Origin of the sequence: Pseudomonas sp. HPB0071 (assembly GCF_000478505.2) — a bacterium.
Taxonomy (GTDB): Bacteria; Pseudomonadota; Gammaproteobacteria; order Pseudomonadales; family Pseudomonadaceae; genus Chryseomonas; species Chryseomonas luteola.
Genome location: NZ_KI517367.1, coordinates 3655537 through 3669877, shown reverse-complemented (window position 1 = coordinate 3669877; position 14341 = coordinate 3655537). Strand labels below are relative to the sequence as shown.

Annotated in this window: 16 protein-coding genes; 1 reads left to right on the top strand and 15 read right to left on the bottom strand. The window is 54.5% G+C overall.

Annotated elements, in window-relative coordinates:
- Positions 1 to 10: 10 nt before the first annotated feature.
- The 6 genes from HMPREF1487_RS17105 to flhA form a co-directional block, all read right to left on the bottom strand.
- Positions 11 to 796 (bottom strand): protein phosphatase CheZ, encoded by a 786-nt coding sequence (locus tag HMPREF1487_RS17105; RefSeq protein WP_010797940.1) that lies wholly within the window; start codon positions 794 to 796, stop codon positions 11 to 13.
- 19 nt (positions 797 to 815) lie between these two features.
- The gene (locus tag HMPREF1487_RS17100) at positions 816 to 1190 is read right to left on the bottom strand and encodes a chemotaxis response regulator CheY (protein ID WP_173869067.1); all 375 of its coding nucleotides are present in this window, start codon (positions 1188 to 1190) and stop codon (positions 816 to 818) included.
- 79 nt (positions 1191 to 1269) lie between these two features.
- On the bottom strand, positions 1270 to 2010 hold the full coding sequence (gene fliA, locus HMPREF1487_RS17095) for an RNA polymerase sigma factor FliA (RefSeq protein ID WP_010797938.1): 741 nt from the start codon (positions 2008 to 2010) through the stop codon (positions 1270 to 1272).
- Positions 2007 to 2834: a flagellar synthesis regulator FleN gene (gene fleN, locus HMPREF1487_RS17090; RefSeq protein WP_010797937.1), complete on the bottom strand. Its 828-nt coding sequence runs from the start codon at positions 2832 to 2834 to the stop codon at positions 2007 to 2009. Before fleN ends, fliA begins: the two co-directional genes overlap by 4 nt.
- Before the next feature lie 175 nt (positions 2835 to 3009).
- Positions 3010 to 4338 (bottom strand): flagellar biosynthesis GTPase FlhF, encoded by a 1329-nt coding sequence (flhF, locus tag HMPREF1487_RS17085; protein WP_010797936.1) that lies wholly within the window; start codon positions 4336 to 4338, stop codon positions 3010 to 3012.
- Positions 4339 to 4348: 10 nt separating this feature from the next.
- The gene (flhA, locus tag HMPREF1487_RS17080; RefSeq protein WP_019365146.1) at positions 4349 to 6448 is read right to left on the bottom strand and encodes a flagellar biosynthesis protein FlhA; all 2100 of its coding nucleotides are present in this window, start codon (positions 6446 to 6448) and stop codon (positions 4349 to 4351) included.
- Between the two features lie 279 nt (positions 6449 to 6727).
- On the opposite strand from flhA, the gene sodC reads away from it, so the two are divergent.
- Positions 6728 to 7255: a superoxide dismutase family protein gene (gene sodC / locus HMPREF1487_RS17075; protein WP_010797934.1), complete on the top strand. Its 528-nt coding sequence runs from the start codon at positions 6728 to 6730 to the stop codon at positions 7253 to 7255.
- A 33-nt stretch (positions 7256 to 7288) separates the two neighbouring features.
- On the opposite strand, the gene flhB is transcribed toward sodC, so the two are convergent.
- The 9 genes from flhB to HMPREF1487_RS17030 all read right to left on the bottom strand — a co-directional run bounded on the left by flhB (position 7289) and on the right by HMPREF1487_RS17030 (position 14279).
- Positions 7289 to 8425, bottom strand: a complete 1137-nt coding sequence (flhB, locus tag HMPREF1487_RS17070; RefSeq protein ID WP_010797933.1) for a flagellar biosynthesis protein FlhB — start codon at positions 8423 to 8425, stop codon at positions 7289 to 7291.
- A gap of 13 nt (positions 8426 to 8438) precedes the next feature.
- A complete protein-coding gene (gene fliR, locus HMPREF1487_RS17065) occupies positions 8439 to 9215 on the bottom strand; it encodes a flagellar biosynthetic protein FliR (protein ID WP_010797932.1) in 777 nt (258 codons plus the stop codon).
- A 3-nt stretch (positions 9216 to 9218) separates the two neighbouring features.
- Positions 9219 to 9488, bottom strand: coding sequence for a flagellar biosynthesis protein FliQ (fliQ, locus tag HMPREF1487_RS17060; protein ID WP_010797931.1), 270 nt, complete (start codon positions 9486 to 9488; stop codon positions 9219 to 9221).
- A 13-nt stretch (positions 9489 to 9501) separates the two neighbouring features.
- Positions 9502 to 10284, bottom strand: coding sequence for a flagellar type III secretion system pore protein FliP (gene fliP / locus HMPREF1487_RS17055; protein ID WP_371106385.1), 783 nt, complete (start codon positions 10282 to 10284; stop codon positions 9502 to 9504).
- 82 nt (positions 10285 to 10366) lie between these two features.
- A complete protein-coding gene (gene fliO, locus HMPREF1487_RS17050; RefSeq protein WP_010797929.1) occupies positions 10367 to 10780 on the bottom strand; it encodes a flagellar biosynthetic protein FliO in 414 nt (137 codons plus the stop codon).
- Between the two features lie 4 nt (positions 10781 to 10784).
- Positions 10785 to 11240: a flagellar motor switch protein FliN gene (fliN, locus tag HMPREF1487_RS17045; protein ID WP_010797928.1), complete on the bottom strand. Its 456-nt coding sequence runs from the start codon at positions 11238 to 11240 to the stop codon at positions 10785 to 10787.
- Positions 11241 to 11307: 67 nt separating this feature from the next.
- Positions 11308 to 12279: a flagellar motor switch protein FliM gene (fliM, locus tag HMPREF1487_RS17040; protein WP_010797927.1), complete on the bottom strand. Its 972-nt coding sequence runs from the start codon at positions 12277 to 12279 to the stop codon at positions 11308 to 11310.
- An 8-nt stretch (positions 12280 to 12287) separates the two neighbouring features.
- Positions 12288 to 12800, bottom strand: a complete 513-nt coding sequence (gene fliL / locus HMPREF1487_RS17035) for a flagellar basal body-associated protein FliL (protein WP_010797926.1) — start codon at positions 12798 to 12800, stop codon at positions 12288 to 12290.
- A 159-nt stretch (positions 12801 to 12959) separates the two neighbouring features.
- Positions 12960 to 14279, bottom strand: a complete 1320-nt coding sequence (locus tag HMPREF1487_RS17030; protein ID WP_010797925.1) for a flagellar hook-length control protein FliK — start codon at positions 14277 to 14279, stop codon at positions 12960 to 12962.
- Positions 14280 to 14341 lie beyond the last annotated feature (62 nt).

The following is a 14341-nucleotide window of genomic DNA, read 5'->3' as shown; positions in this document are numbered from 1 at the left end:
AAGGCCAGGTTTAGAAACCAAGGCTGGACAGAAGGTCATCTACGTCATCCTGGCTGGATACGACGTCTTCTCTTTTATCGGCATGAATCTGCGGACCTTCACCCTTCGAAGACTTTTCTTTTTGAATTTCTTCGATGGCCTTGACGTGGTCGTGGCTAATTCCTGCATAACGATCCACCTGACCGGCCATACGGACCAGCTTGACGAGATCGCGCTCGACTTGTGTAACAAGGTTCGTCACACGCTTGATGACTTGACCGGTAAGATCCTGATAGTCCTGCGCCAACAGGATATCGTTCAGCAACGAAGACAGCTTGTGGGCGTCCTCATCGCTGCGCCCCAGAAACGCACCGACGCGCTTGGCCAGCTCGCGGAACTCCTCGGCACTGAGCTCGCGCCGCATAAAGCGGCCCCACTCGGCGTGGAGGTCATGAGCGTCCTTACCAAATGATTCGATAAGCGGTGTGCTGGCATCGACCAAGTCCATGGTACGGTTGGCAGCACGCTCCGTCATTTCCACAACGTAGCTTAGGCGATCGGTGGCGTCTGCAATGTTTGTTACTTCATTGGCATAGGACGCCTGGGGATCGATCTGGAAGTTGACGATCGCGTTGTGCAACTCACGCGTCAGCTTGCCGATTTCCTGATACAGACCACGATCTCGCACCTGATTGAGCTCATTGATGAGCTGCACTGCCTGGCTGAAATTGCCATCTTCAAGGCTGGCAACCAGCTCTTGGGCATGCTTTTTCAGGGTCGATTCCAGGTCTTCGAATGATTTACTGCCAAGGTCCATAACATCCTCGAGATGGTTATCAGCCGTTGACCCGCTCAAAGATCTTGTCGATCTTTTCTTTGAGCACCTGGGCAGTAAACGGCTTCACAACGTAACCATTCACACCCGCTTGAGCTGCCTCGACAATTTGTTCGCGCTTGGCTTCGGCCGTTACCATCAGAACAGGCAGGTTCTTCAGGCGTGCATCGGCACGGACTTCCCGTAGCAGGTCGATACCGGTCATACCCGGCATGTTCCAGTCCGTTACCAGGAAGTCGAAGTTGCCGCTTTGCAGCATCGGCAACGCCGTCAAGCCGTCGTCGGCCTCGGTAGTATTGGTGAACCCCAGATCTCGCAGCAGATTCTTGATGATGCGTCTCATGGTGGAAAAATCGTCCACGATGAGAATTTTCATATCTTTGTCCAAGTCGACCTCCATCCTTACCCCAGACATGCCTTTTCAAAGGCATGCCATACATGCTTAGTGTTTTGCCTTAGCGCGAACGCCATTCAGCCAGACGAGCCCGCAGACGTGCTGCGCACTGACTGTGCAGTTGACAGACTCGGGATTCACTTACCCCAAGCACCTCTCCGATTTCCTTTAGGTTCAACTCCTCGTCGTAATACAGCGACAAGACGAGACGCTCACGCTCTGGAAGATTGGCAATGGCTTCCGCCAGGGCCTGCTTGAAACGATCATCTTCCAGTCCTCGACCTGGCTCGAAATCATGGGCTCCGCTCTCTTCGAGACCGTGCTCACCCTCTTCCATCAAGTCATCGAAGCTGAACAGGCGACTTCCCAATGTGTCATTGAGAATGCCGTAATATTCTTCAAGGCTTACACCAAGTTCGGCAGCAACTTCAGGATCTTTAGCGTCACGACCCGTTCTTGCTTCAACAGCACGAATCGCATCGGCCACCATACGGCTGTTACGATGCACCGAACGAGGTGCCCAATCACCTTTGCGAACCTCGTCCAGCATGGCTCCGCGGATACGGATACCGGCATAGGTTTCAAAGCTTGCACCTTTGCCGGCATCGTACTTCTTGGAGGCCTCGAGCAGGCCGATCATGCCGGCCTGCATGAGATCTTCCACCTGTACATTGGCAGGCAGACGCGCCAACAGGTGATAGGCAATGCGCTTGACCAGCGGCGCATACTGATTGATCAGTTGCTCCTGCTGTGAATGGGTCTGAGATTTACTGTACATACGGAGACCGCTGGACGCTGTCATACATTTGGCCCTACAGTGGGTTGCACCAATCGTTCGACGAAAAACTCCAAGTGACCGCGTGGGTTGGCCGGCAAGGGCCAAGCATCCACCTTCTGGGCAATAGCCCGGAAAGCCAGAGCGGCTTTGGAGCGCGGGTATGCTTCGTATACGGACCGCTGCTTCTGGACGGCTTTCCGTACACATTCATCAAAAGGAACCGCACCCACATACTGCAGAGCCACATCCAAGAAACGGTCAGTTACCTTGGTCAGCTTAGCAAAGAGATTGCGACCTTCCTGGGGCGTCAATGCCATATTCGCCAGTACGCGAAACCGCGTGATTCCATGATCGCGGTTGAACATCTTGATAAGCGCATAAGCGTCCGTGATCGAAGTAGGCTCATCACAGACCACCAGAAGTACCTCCTGGGCAGCCCGTACAAAGCTCACGACCGAATCACCGATGCCGGCAGCCGTATCGACAACAAGCACATCGATATCGTTGCTGATGTCACTGAATGCCTGGATCAGACCGGCATGTTGAAGAGACGACAACTGCACCATGGCTTGCGCACCGGAAGCGGCCGGAACGACCCGGATACCGCCAGGGCCTTGCAAAATCACGTCGCGAAGATCACATTTGCCTTCGATCACATCGGCGAGCGTCTGCTTCGGAGTCAAACCGAGCAAAACGTCGACGTTTGCCAAGCCCAAGTCGGCATCGAGCAACATGACACGTCGGCCCAGTTCAGCCAACGCCAGCGAAAGGTTTACCGAAACGTTGGTTTTCCCAACACCTCCCTTGCCGCCTGTCACTGCAATTACCTGTACGGGATGCATACCCATTGCTGTACACCTATGAAAAACCAGCCAGCCCGTAGAGGGCACTTATGGTGTAGCCAGATCGTTATGCTAACGAGCCAGCTGGCACTAAACCTGAAGCGTGTACTGCTTTCTGACACTACGACGCCTGTAAACCTTCTGTTGCAAAAACCTTACCCAACTTGCAAAAAACTGTAACTTAACCGACGCGCTTGGCCGGCTTTTGATAAAGCTCGGCAAACATATCCGCCATGGTTTCCTCTGCTGGCTCCTCGGTCAGCTGACGATTGACTGCACGGCTAACCAGCTGATGCTTGCGCGCAATATGCAGGTCGTCAGGGATGCGAGGACCGTCGGAGAGATAGGCTACCGGGATATGATGGCTAATGGCTATACCGAGAGCTTCACCCAACGTCGCGGATTCATCCAGTTTGGTCAGAACACAACCAGCCAGACCGCACCCCTTGTAGTTGTGATAAGCCGCTTTCAGCACCTGGCTCTGGCTGGTTACAGCCATGACCAGATAGTTGCGAATCTTCAGTTTCTCATTAGCCAGCGCTTCCAACTGCAGACGCAGGGAGGGGTCATTGGCTGGGATACCTGCCGTATCGATCAGGACCATACGCTTGCGAGCCAGTGGCTCAAGCGCCTGAGCCAGCGACTGACGTGGATCTACAACGGTAACCGGCACATCGAGAATATGACCCAACGTCTTGATTTGCTCTTGGGCGCCGATGCGATGGCTATCCATGGTGACCAGCGCAAGACTTTGCGCGCCATACTTCAGAACATAGCTCGCTGCCATTTTGGACAGCGTAGTGGTCTTGCCCGATCCGGCAGGACCGACGAACGCGACGATACCGCCCTCTTCCAGCAGATCAACCTGGGGCGTGTCAATTGCCTGGGTCAGATGGGCCAGCAGCATACGCCAGGCCTGACGGGGCTCGTTCACACTTGCCACACGCGCCATCAGGTCACGGCACAGATCAGCCGGAAGTCCCATGCGTTGCAGGCGGCGCCAGAAGTTTGCTTCGTCAGGACGCTTGTCCTGCATCTGGCCCCAGGCGATAGAGCCCAGCTGCACTTCAATCAATTCACGTAGCCCGGTGATCTCGGAGCGCATGGCATCCAGCGCGCGGCGCTCTTCGGCAGAAGGCGCGGCGGCAACGGCAGGTGCTGGCTGGGCAACTTTGGGCTCGGAGATAACAGGTTCCTGGCGAGCGCTGATCTGCTCACTGCCAAAGAGTTGACTAGCGTTGGCTTGCGGCGCAGCGACACCCTGGTTAGGCGAGCGAATGGCCAGTTCAGCGTGGGCTTCGGCGATACGCACTTGGGTTTTACGCAGCTCGGCTTCCAGCGCAGCATTCGGCGCAGTGGGAGTCGGCGCTTGATAATCCAGGGCAGCGGTCAGCTCAATGCCACCGGCAACACGGCGATTGCTCAGGATCGCGGCATCTGCACCCAGTTCGTCACGAACCATTTTCATGGCTTGACGCATATCAGCAGCAAAAAAGCGTTTAACTTGCATGGTTCAAACCTCAGCCGTTCTGGCCAACCGTTGCGATAATGGTGACTTGTTTGTTATCCGGAATTTCCTGATAAGCCAGCACAGACATAGTGGGAACTGCCATTCTCGCGAAGCGGGACATCATCCCGCGAATCGCACCGGCTACCAGTAACACGACTGGCTTACCCATCATTTCTTGACGCTGTGCTGCATCTACCAGAGAGCGCTGCAATTTCTCGGCCATTCCTGGTTCCAGGAACATGCCATCTTCAACACCCTGTCCGGCCTTCTGCATACCATTAAGCAACATCTGTTCCAATCTCGGTTCCAGCGTAATAACAGGCAGCTCGGGCTCCAGTCCAATGATGTTCTGGACGATTGCACGGGACAGCGCCACACGAACCGACGAAACCATGACGGCGGGATCTTGACTACGCGGCGCCACATTCGCAATAGCCTCAGCAATCGTGCGAACATCACGTACCGAGACCTGCTCCTGCAGCAATTGCTGCAATACCTTAAGAAGCGTAGACAAGGAAATCATGCCTGGCACCAGTTCTTCGGCCAACTTGGGCGAACTCTTGGCCAGAAGCTGCAGTAATTGCTGCACTTCTTCATGCCCCAACAGCTCGTGGGCATGCTTTTGGAGAACCTGGTTGAGGTGGGTCGCAACGACCGTGCTGGCATCGACCACGGTATAGCCCAGGGACTGCGCCTGATCACGCTGACTGACGTCAATCCAAACCGCATCAAGGCCAAACGCCGGATCTTTGGCAATCACACCATTCAACGTGCCGAATACCTGACCCGGGTTGATAGCCAGTTCGCGGTCCGGATAGATTTCGGCTTCCGCAACATTCACGCCCATCAGTGTCAAACGATAAGCATTGGGCATCAGCTCCAGGTTGTCGCGAATATGTACAGCAGGCATAAGGAAGCCAAGGTCCTGGGACAGCTTCTTGCGAACACCCTTGATACGCGTTAGCAGCTCACCGCCCTGGTTGCGATCCACCAAGGGAATCAGGCGATAACCTACTTCCAGGCCAACCATGTCGACAGGCGTTACGTCATCCCAGCCCAGCTCCTTGGTTTCAGCGGGGCGCTGTACGGGGGCCAGCTCCTGCTGACGCTTAGACTCTAATTCTACTGCTTGCTTTGCTTTTCTCTGACGATCCCAGATCATATAGGCGGCACCAGCCGCCAGAAAACCCAGGCCCAGAAACGGCACATGTGGCATGCCGGGAACCAGTCCCATGGCGATAATGATACAAGCTGAGACCATAAGCGCTTTGGGCGAGGCGAACATCTGTCGGTTGATCTGCTGACCCATGTCTTCCGAAGAAGAAACACGCGTCACCATAATGGCCGCTGCAACGGACAACAGTAGCGAAGGCACCTGTGCTACCAGACCGTCGCCAATAGTCAGCAGCGCATAGATACGACCAGCGTCAGCAATACTCAAGTTATGCTGCAACATACCGATAGCAATGCCACCAAACAGGTTGATGAACAGAACCAACAAACCGGCAACGGCGTCGCCACGCACGAATTTACTCGCACCATCCATAGAGCCGTAGAAATCAGCCTCCTGCCCTACTTCGGCACGACGCTTCTTGGCTTCGGCCTGATCGATCACACCAGCATTGAGGTCAGCGTCGATGGCCATCTGCTTACCGGGCATGGCATCCAGGGTAAAACGTGCTGATACTTCAGAAATACGACCGGCACCCTTGGTCACCACAACAAAGTTGATGATCATGAGGATGGCGAACACAACTGCACCGACGATGTAGTTGCCGCCAACAACAACGTCACCAAAGGCCTGAATCACCTTACCGGCAGCGGCATGGCCATCATGACCATGCAAAAGAACGACACGTGTAGACGCTACGTTCAATGCCAGGCGCAGCAACGTGGCCACGAGCAGAATCGTCGGAAACACCGCAAAGTCCAAGGGCCGTAGCGCATAAACGCTTACCAGCAATACTACGATCGACAGCGCAATATTAAAGGTAAACAGCACGTCCAGCAGAAACGGCGGGATCGGCAATGTCATCATGCCGAGCATGGCCAGAACCAATATCGGTACAGCCAGGTTACCGCGGCTCAGGCTGCGAACATTGGTCAACATTTGCCCGTGATTAACTTTCACAGTCGTTCCTCTTGAATGCCTTGCATATCAATCTTTTGACGTCAGAGCGTCTTGATACAGGCTATTCAGCAAGCAACGGGCCAAGTTCCTTTTTTGTTTGAATTTGTTGCGTTTGCGCCTGTTATATCGGGCTGCCAGGCTGTTTTCTTGAGACCGGCCTTTAGCCACTGTTGATACGAGCACCGTAATAAGGAAACCTGAACACGCATATGAGGTCCCTTCACAAGACGCGCATAAAGTGGATAACAGGAGAACCCGATGAAAAAATGGATTGCCGTAACGCTGATGTCAGCAGGACTCGCTGGTATGGCCCAGGCGGATGACGCCGTGACTGTTCCATTAAATATCGCAACAGAGAAAGGCCCGGGCGAAAGTGTAGGCAGCGTCACCATCGTAAAGACTGACTACGGCTTGGTATTTACACCTGAGCTAAAAGGGCTGGAGCCAGGGATACATGGATTCCATATTCATGCCAAACCCAGCTGTGACGCTGCAGAAGTCGATGGCAAGAACATGCCGGCAGGCGCCGCAGGCGGTCACTGGGACCCTGAGAATACCGGCAAGCATGACGCTCCCTGGGGCGACGGCCATAAAGGTGATCTGCCCGCCCTTTATGTCACAAGCGACGGAACAGCCTCTCAGCCCGTGCTGGCGCCGCGCCTCAAGGACTTGAATGAAATCAAAGGTCACGCCCTCATGGTTCACGTAGGCGGCGATAACCACTCGGATCATCCCAAACCGCTAGGCGGTGGTGGAGCCCGGATGGCGTGCGGGGTTATCAAGTAACAAGAAGGCCCCGTTCAGCGGGGCCTTTCTTATCTACTCGTCACGCCGTAAATCCGGCGGGATAGGCGGCTCATGCGGTTGCTCTGGACGCCGGCCCTGACCAGCTTTGTACTGCTTGAGCTGATAAACGTAGGCCAGCACTTGCGCCACAGCGATGTAAAGCCCTGCCGGAATCTCTCCATCGATATCAGTGGAATAGTACACTGCTCGCGCCAGGGCGGGTGATTCAAGCGTCGTAACGGCGTGCTCCTGGGCAAGCTCACGAATCTTCAATGCCACAAAGTCGCTACCCTTGGCTACCAGGATCGGCGCCCCACCGGTTGCAGCGTCATACTTTAGCGCCACAGCATAATGTGTTGGGTTGGTGATAATGACGTCGGCCTCTGGCACGGCGGTCATCATGCGACGTTGCGCCATTTCGCGCTGCATCTGGCGCATCCGCCCTTTTACTTCGGGCTTGCCTTCGCTGTCCTTGTATTCATCCTTAATCTGCTGCTTGGTCATCATCAGCTTTTTCTTGTTGCTATACCATTGGAACGGTACGTCAATAGCTGCGATAAGTAATAGCCCTAAAGACACCATCAACGCTGCATGTCCCGCCACTTTTATACTATGGATAATGGCACTGCCTAAAGGCTCCTTTGCAATGGACAGCAACGCATCACGCTCGGACAAGAGAACCATGATAGCGATGGTTAGCAGCAGAACGAACTTGGCCAGCGCCTTGCCCAACTCCATCAGCGCATGGGTCGAAAACATGCGCTTGAGTCCTGAAAGAGGGTTCATTCGACTGAACTTGGGCTGAAGGGATTTGCTGGAAAACAAGAAGCCTCCCAGTGCAATCGGGCCAATAACGGCAGCCAGCACAAGGACGAGAAAAACCGGCATCATGCCCAACATGGCGGCCTTGCCGGATGTTAGCAGCATGATCCCCATGTTCCGCTCATCCAGAACGGCCTCACGGTTCAGTGAAAAACTGCCGCGCATCAGGTCGAGTAAAGCGTCCCCAAGTACTGAACCAAACGCCAGAAGCGCTATGAGCCCTCCCATTACAACCGTCAGCGTGCCAAGCTCACGGGATCGGGGTAACTGCCCTTCCTCGCGCGCCTCTCGCTTACGTTTGTCGGTAGGCTCCTCTGTACGGTCTTCACTACTGGATTCGTCCGACATGACGACCTCCTGCCTATCGCGCCCGCACCAGCTCTCGGAGCCATTGCAGCGCTTCAGTGACTAATGATTCGTAGTGCGAAAAGATATCCGCTGTACCAATCCAGATAATGACCAAACCCAGCGACACGGTTAGGGGCATGCCAATAGAAAAAATGTTGAGTTGAGGCGCTGCGCGGGTCATTACGCCAAAAGCAAGGTTCACGACCAGCAATGCTGTAATGGCAGGCAAGACCAGTAATACGCCGGCACCAAGCACCCAACTCAATTTACCGGCCAGCTCCCAGAAATGGTCAACAGACAGCAACTGACCAACCGGTAGCGTGGTAAAGCTTTCCGCCAGGATTTCCATGACAATCAGGTGTCCGTTCATGGACAGGAACAATAGCGTCACCAGTACGTTGAAGAACTGCCCCAGCACAGGCACCGAAATCCCATTGGCCGGATCGACCATTGATGCAAAGCTAAGTCCTGCCTGGGTGGAGAGCAGTTGCCCGGCAATCACGAAGACGTGAAAGAACAGCTGAAGGCTAAAACCCATCAGAGCGCCAATCAGGATCTGCTCTGCAATCAGCGGCAAGGCCTGTACGCTCACGGCATCGACCTGCGGCATGGGGGGCAGCGTAGGCACCAGCAGAGCGGTAAAGGCCAGTGCCATATAGAGCTTTACGCGCGCGGGAACCATGTTGGTCCCGATGATAGGCATCGTCATAAAGACGGCAGCAATACGGAACAGAGGCAGCAGGAACGTACCGACCCAGCCGCCAATCTGCGCATCACTCAGCTCAAGCATGATTTAACCAATCAACATCGGAACATTGGTGATCATGTTGCGCATGAACTCCATCAGCTCACGGGTGAGCCAAGGCCCTAGGACAATCAGCGTCAACAACGTGACAATCAGTCGAGGCAGAAAACTCAAGGTCTGCTCGTTGATCTGTGTAGCGGCCTGGAACATTGAAACGACCAGGCCCACCAGCAAGCTCGGCACGATCAGGATGCCCACCAGCAATGCCGTCAACCAGAGCGCTTGGCGAAACAGATCTACGGCTACTTCAGGCGTCATGGGGTATCTCCTCTTAGACAGTACCGAAGCTGCCAGCCAGCGTACCCATGATCAACGACCAACCGTCAACCAGCACGAACAGCATCAGCTTGAACGGTAACGAGATGATCATCGGTGAAAGCATCATCATGCCCATCCCCATCAGCACGCTGGCTACCACAAGGTCAATTACCAGGAATGGAATAAAGATCATGAAGCCGATCTGGAAGGCTGTTTTCAATTCGGATGTCACAAAGGCCGGAACCACGATCGTCAGCGGCGCCTGATCAGGTGTGGCGATGTCTGTACGCTTGGATAGCCGCATGAACATGTCCAGATCGGATTGCCGGGTCTGCGCCAACATGAAGTCCTTGATTGGCCCCTCTGCCCGCGCAATTGCATCCTGGGCCGTCAGCTGCTCATTCATATAGGGCTGCAAGGCATCGTTATTGATGCGATCAAAGACCGGCGCCATGATGAACAATGTCAGGAACAGTGCCAGTCCGATCAACACCTGGTTTGACGGCGTTGTCTGCAAGCCCAGGGCTTGGCGGAGAATGGCGAACACAATGATGATCCGCGTAAAGCTGGTCATCAGCATGACAAACGCTGGAATGAAACTCAGCGCCGTCATGATCAGCAGGATCTGCAGGCTTACGGAGTACTCCTGCTGGCCGTTGGCGTTTGTACTCATGGTAATAGCGGAAATGGACAACGGATTATTAGCCCCATTTTCCTGCCCAAACGCCAAAGGTGCCGCCAGTGCTACCAGCACAAGCAGGCAATTACGAAGCAAACGAAGATGGGATTTCAACAACGTCGTAAACACACCGCTTGTACCAGTCAGCACCAGTTCATTCTCCGCACCACTCGCGCGAAAGACTTCAATGAGTCGAATCTCATGACTTATCCTTTGGGTCACGGCTGATCAGCTCGAAAAGCCGTTGAGCAAACTCAGGCGAAGCCGGTTGCTCATCGGCCAGGCGAACCGGCTCCTTCATCACATGCAAGGGAGTAATGCGCCCAGCCGTGAGTCCTACGAGTATTTGCTCCTGCCCTACCTGCACCAGCACCAGCCTCTCTCGCGGCCCCAGATGCTGGGTGGCTACCAATTTGATAGCATTATTGCCACGCGGCCCCACCTGCTGTACCCGACGGATAAGCCAGGCCAGCCCGAAAATCAGGCCAATGATCAGCAGCAGACCCAACACGAGTTGTGTCAGCTGCGATCCCATATTGGTTGACGGTGCAGCTGTTTCAGCCGCCTGGGAGACAAGCGGCAAGGTCGCCAGTAGAGCAATGAGCATTCGCATAAGGTCAGCGTAGTTTCTTGATACGTTCACTGGGGCTGATGACATCGGTCAGCCGGATACCGAACTTCTCGTTAACCACCACCACCTCGCCGTGAGCAATCAAGGTACCGTTGACCAGTACATCGAGCGGCTCTCCCGCCAGGCGATCAAGCTCGATAACCGAGCCCTGATTCAGTTGTAGCAGGTTCCGGATGGAAATGTCGGTATGGCCGACTTCCATCGAAATCATGACAGGAATGTCCAGAATCACATCCAGGTTCGGACCTTCCATACCTGTAATCTGCTGATTGTTACCTTGGATCCCGGCAAATTCCTCTACAGGCGCGCGAGAAGCCGGGTTCGAGCCCTGAGCCATCATCGCATCGATTTCATCCTGATTGGAGTCGCCTGCCTCTGCCATCGCCGCGGCCCACTCATCAGCCAGAGCCTGTTCTTCGCTGTTGGTGTTTTGATCTGCCATCTTAACCTCAATCTAAAACGGTGAGCCTACGGCTCGAAAGAAATAAAAGCATTCAGTCAAAATCGCGTCAGCGAGAGTTCTTGACCGGTTCAATGATTTGCAAGGCCAGGTTTCCTTTACGAGCCCCCATCTTTACTTTGAAAGTTGGCATACCATTGGCGCGCATCAGCATTTCCTCCGGCATCTCAACCGGAATTACATCGCCAGGCTGCATATGCAGGATGTCACGTAGCCTGAGCTGACGACGCACCACCGTCGCTTCCAGCGGTACACGGATATCCAGAAGGTCCTCGCGCATAGCCTTGACCCAGCGCTCGTCCTGATCATCCACATCCGACTGGAAGCCGGCGTCCAGCATTTCGCGGATAGGCTCGATCATTGAGTATGGCATGGCGATATGCAGCTCACCGCCACCGCCATCCAGCTCGATGCTGAACGAGCTGACCACTACCACCTCGTTCGGACTGACAATATTTGCCATGGCCGGGTTGACTTCGGAGTTGATGTACTCGAACTGACACGCGAGCATTGCGCCCCAGGCCTCTTTAAGGTCAACGAAGCACTGGTCAAGCACCATGCGTACAACACGCAGCTCGGTCGGCGTAAACTCACGACCTTCAATCTTGGCGTGACGGCCATCGCCACCAAAGAAGTTGTCTACCAGCTTGAACACCAACTTGGCATCCAGAATAAACAGTGCCGTACCACGCAAAGGCTTGATCTTCACCATGTTCAAGCTGGTCGGTACATACAGCGAGCGAACATACTCACCGAACTTCAAGACCTGCACACCCCCTACGGACACGTCAGCCGAGCGACGAAGCAGGTTGAACATGCTGACCCGGGTATAGCGGGCAAAGCGCTCGTTGATCATCTCCAATGTCGGCATCCGCCCACGGACGATACGATCCTGGCTGGTCAGGTCATATCCCCTGACCGAGCCTGTAGGCGCTATAGGATCCGTTTCGACAAGACCATCATCGACTCCGTGAAGAAGCGCGTCGATTTCATCCTGAGACAGTAAATCTTGTACAGACATGGCAATCCCTATTGCAGGACGAAGTTAGTGAACAAAACCTGCTCGACCGTAGGTTGACCCACCTGCTTCTGAGCAAGCTCCTGAATCTTGGAAGTTGCCTGTTGACGTAGCAACTCCTTGCCAACCGGCGTCAATAAGGCGTCATAACTCTGGGCAGAAAGCAGCATGACCAGTTGATTGCGTACCTGGGGCAAATGAGCCTTGAGTTCATCCATCTTTGCCTGATCGCGTCCCATCAGCGCCACACCCACCTGCATATAACGCTGCCTGCCGTTCACATTGAAGTTGACCACAAAAGATGGCGTTAATTTTTCGTAGATGGCAGGCAGTCGGACAGGAGTGGTGGGCTCCGCCTTTGCGGCCTCGGCATCATGAACCTTCTTGTTCATGATGAACCATGTTGCACCTACCGAAGCCCCTATCGTCAACAACAATGCGACCACGATAATGATGATGAGCTTGAGCTTGCCTTTGCCAGCGGGTTTGGCCGCGTCATCAGCCGCTTGTTCTTTCTTGGCCATGCTTACATCCGTAATTGAGTGAACCGCCTACAGCCCTAAAACGCAGAGGGAATAACAGCAGTTTTGTTGATACATTCATCTTTAGCCAATCGCTTGAGGCGTAGCCGTCAGATTCGCCCTTGGTAAGACGGACCTCATCACCTGCGGGAGGCGTCCCGGTCAAGCGTAGAAGTCCACCACTCCATCATTTCTCTTTATTGTGCGCGCTACCGTCTCACTTGAGGTACCTGCCACTTCATCAATCGCACGATCTTCGCTACCTGACCCAGTATTCGAAGACCGTCGCCCTCCGGTTCCCGTGTCCTGCTGTGCGGCCTGCCAGTTACGATGCGCTGATTGATCCGAGACGTTTACATCAAGCGTCATCCCCTGCTGCACGAACATGTCTCGCAAGCGATGAGACTGGCTGTCGAGTGCATCACGAACATCCGCATGCGGACTAGCAAAAGTGACCTGAGCCTGGTCGTTAGTCATATCGATACGAACTTCAAGACGCCCCAACCCGGCCGGTTCGAGCCGAATGTCAGCACTCCTGAGGTTCTGACTCGACATCCACATGACTCGATCAATTACACCTTCATGCCAGTCGGACTGATTCATTGCCAGCGGTTGGCCCGGCACTGTAGGCGCAACGGGACGAGCCGTCTGCACAGGCGTTCCCATTGTCTGGGACAAGCTATTCAGCTTGTCTGCAAAGGTCTCGTTTCGACCGTCAGGCAAGGCCCTATCATCGATATCTTTTAATCCCTGCAATGCTTCAAGGGCGGCCTCACCCTCAGCAGGCTGACTTTGAGCGGCCGCAGCCAGAAGAGCATTTACAACCTCGGCCTGTTTAGATGAGCCTTGACTTGTATTGGCCTGAGCAGTGCCAGATGCTGTATCGGTAGTCTGAAGTAGCTTACTACCGGCCTGGGCCAGCAGCTGGCCAGCAGTCTCATCAGAAGAGGCAGCCTGGTCATTCGAGGAAGCCACTTGATCCAGCCCCTGTGGAAGCGCTGACGTAATACCCGATGTCAGCGTATCTTCCGTCAGGGACGTCAAAGAGCTGACAGCATTTGGAACCGGCAAAGGTGCCACTTCCGTAGGCAGGGTTCCAGTCATGCCAAGCAGCAATAACGGGTCCAGCTGCGCGTCTGGAACAGAGGCGTGCTCATCGGCCACCGGCAAGGCCTTGCCGCTATCGGCAGATCCAGAGGTCTCTTTCTGCTTTACGTCTGAGGAAACAGACTCGCCAGTCTCGCTGTCGTTAACCTTGCTATCGTGACGCGATGCGGAAGCCTCGCGCTTCACGGACTTTGGATCCGTATCGCGAGTACGCACCTCATTACGAGCAGGCTGCTGCTCTTTGGCATAAACATCCGAGAAACGTGGGGTATCGCTGCGAGTTGACTCAGCGGGCTTGAACGGCGCTTTGAACGCGGTCTTGGCCGAGCTGATATCAGGCGTCGACGACAAAATGAAGTCAGAGGCGACAGCCATAAAATTGCTCCAGTTAAGGTATCTGGAGCTAGAGAAGCAAACGCTGGGCCAGCTTTAAGAAA

Coding starts and splice junctions, on each gene's coding strand:
- fliQ (WP_010797931.1), bottom strand. CDS start 9,488: ATGACGCCTGAAGTAGCCGTAGATCTGTTTCGCCAAGCGCTCTGGTTG.
- fliL (WP_010797926.1), bottom strand. CDS start 12,800: ATGGCCAAGAAAGAACAAGCGGCTGATGACGCGGCCAAACCCGCTGGC.
- sodC (WP_010797934.1), top strand. CDS start 6,728: ATGAAAAAATGGATTGCCGTAACGCTGATGTCAGCAGGACTCGCTGGT.
- flhF (WP_010797936.1), bottom strand. CDS start 4,338: ATGCAAGTTAAACGCTTTTTTGCTGCTGATATGCGTCAAGCCATGAAA.
- flhA (WP_019365146.1), bottom strand. CDS start 6,448: ATGTTGACCAATGTTCGCAGCCTGAGCCGCGGTAACCTGGCTGTACCG.
- fleN (WP_010797937.1), bottom strand. CDS start 2,834: ATGGGTATGCATCCCGTACAGGTAATTGCAGTGACAGGCGGCAAGGGA.
- HMPREF1487_RS17100 (WP_173869067.1), bottom strand. CDS start 1,190: ATGAAAATTCTCATCGTGGACGATTTTTCCACCATGAGACGCATCATC.
- fliM (WP_010797927.1), bottom strand. CDS start 12,279: ATGTCTGTACAAGATTTACTGTCTCAGGATGAAATCGACGCGCTTCTT.
- fliN (WP_010797928.1), bottom strand. CDS start 11,240: ATGGCAGATCAAAACACCAACAGCGAAGAACAGGCTCTGGCTGATGAG.
- fliO (WP_010797929.1), bottom strand. CDS start 10,780: ATGCGAATGCTCATTGCTCTACTGGCGACCTTGCCGCTTGTCTCCCAG.
- HMPREF1487_RS17030 (WP_010797925.1), bottom strand. CDS start 14,279: ATGGCTGTCGCCTCTGACTTCATTTTGTCGTCGACGCCTGATATCAGC.
- HMPREF1487_RS17105 (WP_010797940.1), bottom strand. CDS start 796: ATGGACCTTGGCAGTAAATCATTCGAAGACCTGGAATCGACCCTGAAA.
- fliR (WP_010797932.1), bottom strand. CDS start 9,215: ATGCTTGAGCTGAGTGATGCGCAGATTGGCGGCTGGGTCGGTACGTTC.
- fliA (WP_010797938.1), bottom strand. CDS start 2,010: ATGACAGCGTCCAGCGGTCTCCGTATGTACAGTAAATCTCAGACCCAT.
- flhB (WP_010797933.1), bottom strand. CDS start 8,425: ATGTCGGACGAATCCAGTAGTGAAGACCGTACAGAGGAGCCTACCGAC.